The organism is Pseudarthrobacter raffinosi (genome assembly GCF_023913835.1).
Classification (GTDB): Bacteria; Actinomycetota; Actinomycetes; order Actinomycetales; family Micrococcaceae; genus Arthrobacter; species Arthrobacter raffinosi.
In genome coordinates this window covers 1-3,758 of the sequence record NZ_JAMXBG010000045.1, presented here as the reverse complement: position 1 = coordinate 3,758, position 3,758 = coordinate 1, and the positions used below count along the sequence as shown (strand labels likewise).

The 3,758-nt window shown below is 65.4% G+C and carries 7 protein-coding genes; 1 reads left to right on the top strand and 6 read right to left on the bottom strand.

Annotation, left to right across the window (positions count from 1 at the left end; translation table 11 throughout):
• The 6 genes from NG697_RS20945 to NG697_RS20920 form a co-directional block, all read right to left on the bottom strand.
• Positions 1–506, bottom strand: a 506-nt coding sequence (locus NG697_RS20945) for an MBL fold metallo-hydrolase (protein ID WP_252615096.1), incomplete at its 3' end; no start/stop codon positions are given.
• Positions 507–615: 109 nt separating this feature from the next.
• Positions 616–978, bottom strand: coding sequence for a thioredoxin (trxA, locus tag NG697_RS20940; RefSeq protein ID WP_252615095.1), 363 nt, complete (start codon positions 976–978; stop codon positions 616–618).
• A 64-nt stretch (positions 979–1,042) separates the two neighbouring features.
• On the bottom strand, positions 1,043–1,339 hold the full coding sequence (locus tag NG697_RS20935; RefSeq protein ID WP_252615094.1) for a rhodanese-like domain-containing protein: 297 nt from the start codon (positions 1,337–1,339) through the stop codon (positions 1,043–1,045).
• A gap of 33 nt (positions 1,340–1,372) precedes the next feature.
• Entirely contained in the window at positions 1,373–1,714 is a 342-nt protein-coding gene (locus NG697_RS20930; protein WP_252615093.1) for a rhodanese-like domain-containing protein, read from the bottom strand.
• Between the two features lie 32 nt (positions 1,715–1,746).
• The gene (locus NG697_RS20925; protein WP_252615092.1) at positions 1,747–2,646 is read right to left on the bottom strand and encodes a sulfite exporter TauE/SafE family protein; all 900 of its coding nucleotides are present in this window, start codon (positions 2,644–2,646) and stop codon (positions 1,747–1,749) included.
• Positions 2,643–3,263, bottom strand: coding sequence for a rhodanese-like domain-containing protein (locus NG697_RS20920; RefSeq protein ID WP_252569986.1), 621 nt, complete (start codon positions 3,261–3,263; stop codon positions 2,643–2,645). Before NG697_RS20920 ends, NG697_RS20925 begins: the two co-directional genes overlap by 4 nt.
• 121 nt (positions 3,264–3,384) lie before the next feature.
• On the opposite strand from NG697_RS20920, the gene NG697_RS20915 reads away from it, so the two are divergent.
• Positions 3,385–3,642 (top strand): metal-sensitive transcriptional regulator, encoded by a 258-nt coding sequence (locus NG697_RS20915; RefSeq protein WP_252569989.1) that lies wholly within the window; start codon positions 3,385–3,387, stop codon positions 3,640–3,642.
• Positions 3,643–3,758 lie beyond the last annotated feature (116 nt).

The window sequence follows — 3,758 nt, the reverse complement described above, 5'->3', positions numbered from 1 at the left end:
TTGGCGCCCTCGAAGCGGGTGTCGACGCCGCCGGCTGCCTCGTCGAGCAGGTCCGGACGGCCCAGGTCACCGGAGAAGACGAAGTCGCCGGAGAGCAGGTAGCCGGGCTGGTCGCTGAACGCGCCGTCGGTCACCAGGAACGACAGGTGCTCGGGGGTGTGGCCCGGGGTGTGTACGGCCTGGATGCTGATGTTGCCAATGGTGACGGTGTCGCCGTCATAGAGGCGTTCGCCGTCGAATCCGTACTGCCAGTCCGGGCCGCCTTCGCCGGAGACGTAGATTTTCGCGCCCGTGGCGGCCGCGAGTTCGCGGGTGCCGGAGAGGTAATCGGCGTGGATGTGGGTTTCGGTGACCGCCACGATCTTCATGCCGTTCTTCCTGGCCAGATCCTGGTACACCGCGATGTCCCGGCGGCCGTCAACTACCACTGCGGTCCCGTTCGCCTGGCAGCCGATCAGGTAGCTGGCCTGGGCGAGGTCTTCGTCGTATATGCGCTCGATAAGCATTGGTGCTCTCCTTCGTGAGGGGAAGTTTGGGTCTTGTTCCTGCATCAATTCTAATACCCCTGGGGGTATGTTGCAATGCTGGGTGTGCCGGCTGTCTTTCGTTGGGATGTTAGGGGTGCTGCTGCGCTGAGCCGGCCCGGAGCTTGTCCATGTCCAGGTTCTTGACGGTCTGGATGACTTCTTCCAGGCCGGTGGCATTGAGCGCTCCGGGCTGGGAGAAGACCAGGGTTTTGTCCTTGAAAGCCATCAGGGTGGGGATGGAGGTGATGCTGGCCGCGGCGGCGAGGGCCTGTTCGGCTTCGGTGTCTACCTTGGCGAAGGTGATGTCCGGGTGCCGTTCGGCGGCGGCACCGTAGGTGGGGGCGAACATGCGGCAGGGGCCGCACCAGGCTGCCCAGAAATCAACGAAGACGATGTCGTTGTTCTCCAGGGTCGCTGTGAAGTTCTGTTCAGTGATGTCGATGGTTGCCATGAGGAGGTTCGTGTCCTTCCGGATGGTGTCGTGGAGGGTTGGATGCTGATCTTCAGCAGGAGGGTCAGGTGGTGGGGAGGCCTGCGCGGGTCCAGGCGATCATGCCGCCGGCCATGGTGTCGGCGGTGAAGCCGGCACCGTTGAGTGCGTCCGCGACGGCGGCGGACCGGTTGCCGCTGCGGCAGACGGCGATGACGGGGACTGTGGGGTCCAGCTCGGACAGTCGTTCCTGCAGCTGCCCCATGGGGATGTGCAGCGCTCCCGCGATCATGCCGTCGGCGACTTCAAAGTCCTCGCGGACATCGAGGATCCGGGCTGTGGAGCGCCGCTGCTCGGCTTCGTTGACGGTGATTTCAGTCATCAGTTGTTCCTTCGGATAGTGGGGCTGTTGTCCTTAGCGGACGGGTTCCCCGGCCTGGCGCCAGGCGCCCATGCCACCGCGCAGGGAATATGCCTCATAGCCCTTTTCAGCAAGCAGGCGGGCGGCGGAAGCGGATCGGACCCCGGACTGGCACATGGCGATCACGGGCCGGGTCTTCTGGATTCCGGCCGTGCTGGCCTGGAGGCGGTCTAAAGGAACGTGCTTGGCCTGCGGGGCCCGTCCGGAGCGCCGTTCCTGGACGGTACGAACGTCGATCAGGGCGGCACCAGAGCCTAGGAGTTCCTTGGCCTCAGTGACCGTGATGGTTTTGTAGGGCTTGCTGAATGCCTTCTTCAGGGAGCTGATGAGGCCCATGGTGTTCTCCTTGTTTGGGGTGATGGTGGGGTTCAGGCGGGGGAGGGAACGTTTCGACGCCGGCCGCTACGGTTGCGCAGGGGGCAGGAGCTGATGAAGAACCAGCAGACGCCGGCGGTCGCTGCCGTCAGGGCTGCGACGCCGGCGGTGATGAACCACCTCAGGTCGGCTGGGGCCTGCTGGACAAGGACGAAGGTTCCCATCGCGAGGACAAACCAGCCGAAGGCCTTCCGCAGCGCAGCTTCCGGGATACGTCCGGCCAGCTGGGAGCCGGCAAGGGTACCGACGATGGCAGCAGCAGTCACGCCGAGGGTAATGCCCCAGTCCAGCTGCACGGTGGTGAGGTATCCGGCGAGCCCCGCGAAGGACTTCATGGCGATGACTACCAGCGACGTGCCGACGGCAACTGACATCGGCAGGCCGCCCAGGAGTGCCAGGGCCGGGACCACAAGGAATCCGCCGCCCGCGCCGACCAGGCCGGTCACGAGCCCGACGACGGCCCCGTCCAGCAGCACCCTGCCCAGGGGTAGTTCATGCTTGACCGGCGTGGCGCCGTCGTCGGACTTTTTCTTCCGGCCGCGAAGCATGGCCACGGACGTGGCCACCATCATGACCGCAAAGGCGATGAGCAGGACCTGGCCCGGGATATGTCCGCCCAGGAGGCCGCCGACGAACGCGCCCGCCATCCCGGCTGCGCCGAAGATCAGGCCCGTCCGCCACATCACCCTGCCCCCGCGGGCGTGGCTGAGCACGCTGACAGCGGAGGTGACGCCGACGACGAAGAGCGAAGCGGCGATGGCTTCCTTGGCATCGAACCCGGCCACGTAGACCAGGATCGGGACGGTCAGGATCGATCCGCCGCCGCCCAGGACGCCGAGCGAGAGCCCGATCACTACAGACAGGGCAAGGACCAGGATCAGGGGGGCGGTCATGAGGCCTTGACCTCCTCCTGGGCGTCAGCGACAGGAAGGGTCAGGATTGCGCTTTCGCGGGTGGGCTCCTTGGCGGCCCTGTTCCATGGCATCGCCGAGATGGCCTGGCCCATGGCACAGGTGTTGGTGGCCGCGGAGAACGTCAGGCCTGCCCCGATGACGCCGGCAAGCGTCCGGATCTTAGGGGAAACGAACTTACCCCCTGCAAGGCCCAGAACCACCAGGGACCCGGCGGCGAGGCGGACCTGCCGCTCCAGGTCCCAACGGTCCTTGCCCTTGACCACGTCGCCACCACTCGCTGCGAAGCCTGGGACGCCGCCGGTCAGGACGTAGGCCGTATCGATGCCGGAACCGGCGAGGCGCTGACGCGCCTGCTCGGCGCGGGCTCCGGACTGACAGACGAGGACGACGCGGCTGCCCAGGCGGGCGGCCAGTTCGTCGGTGTGTTCGGACAGCAACGGCAGCGGGACGTTATAGGAGCCCCGGATGTGCATCGACTCGAACTCAGCGGCAGAGCGCACGTCAATGACCACAAGGTCCTGATGCTCGGCGACCCAGCTGCGCAAGGTCTCCGGCGCCAGGGCGGTAATGGCGGTGGATGGGGAAAGGGAAGTCATGGGGGCCTCTCGAAAGGGGTTGGTGGATACCCCACCCAGTATTGCAGATACCCTAGAGGGTATGCAAAACACCCTAGGGGGTATATAGTTGATGCCAGACCCCCACACCTTTGGAGACCTCATGCAACTCGACTCGACTGAACTGACCCCCGTGGTCAACCGCCTCAAGCGCGCCCAGGGCCAGCTCGCCGCCGTCACCCGCATGCTGGAGGAAGGGAAGGACTGCAAGGACATCGTCACCCAGCTGGCGGCAGTCTCGAAGGCCCTGGACAGGGCCGGGTTCGCCATCATCGCCAGCGGCCTTGAGCAGTGCATCGTCCGTAAAGACACCACCATGGACAAAAAAGAGCTGGAAAAGCTCTTCCTCTCCCTCGCCTGAAAAGCAGGGACCCCAGACCCCGTGCCGGGGCAGTTTCCCCCCAAACTGCCCCGGCGCGGCCCCCAACCTGAACCGGCCGTATCTGTAACGACATATGAGGAGCAGGCTCATGAGCT

Excerpts from the sequence above, each read along its gene's own strand:
- trxA (WP_252615095.1), bottom strand. The coding sequence starts at position 978 with ATGGCAACCATCGACATCACTGAACAGAACTTCACAGCGACCCTGGAG.
- NG697_RS20935 (WP_252615094.1), bottom strand. The coding sequence starts at position 1,339 with ATGACTGAAATCACCGTCAACGAAGCCGAGCAGCGGCGCTCCACAGCC.
- NG697_RS20930 (WP_252615093.1), bottom strand. The coding sequence starts at position 1,714 with ATGGGCCTCATCAGCTCCCTGAAGAAGGCATTCAGCAAGCCCTACAAA.
- NG697_RS20925 (WP_252615092.1), bottom strand. The coding sequence starts at position 2,646 with ATGACCGCCCCCCTGATCCTGGTCCTTGCCCTGTCTGTAGTGATCGGG.
- NG697_RS20920 (WP_252569986.1), bottom strand. The coding sequence starts at position 3,263 with ATGACTTCCCTTTCCCCATCCACCGCCATTACCGCCCTGGCGCCGGAG.
- NG697_RS20915 (WP_252569989.1), top strand. The coding sequence starts at position 3,385 with ATGCAACTCGACTCGACTGAACTGACCCCCGTGGTCAACCGCCTCAAG.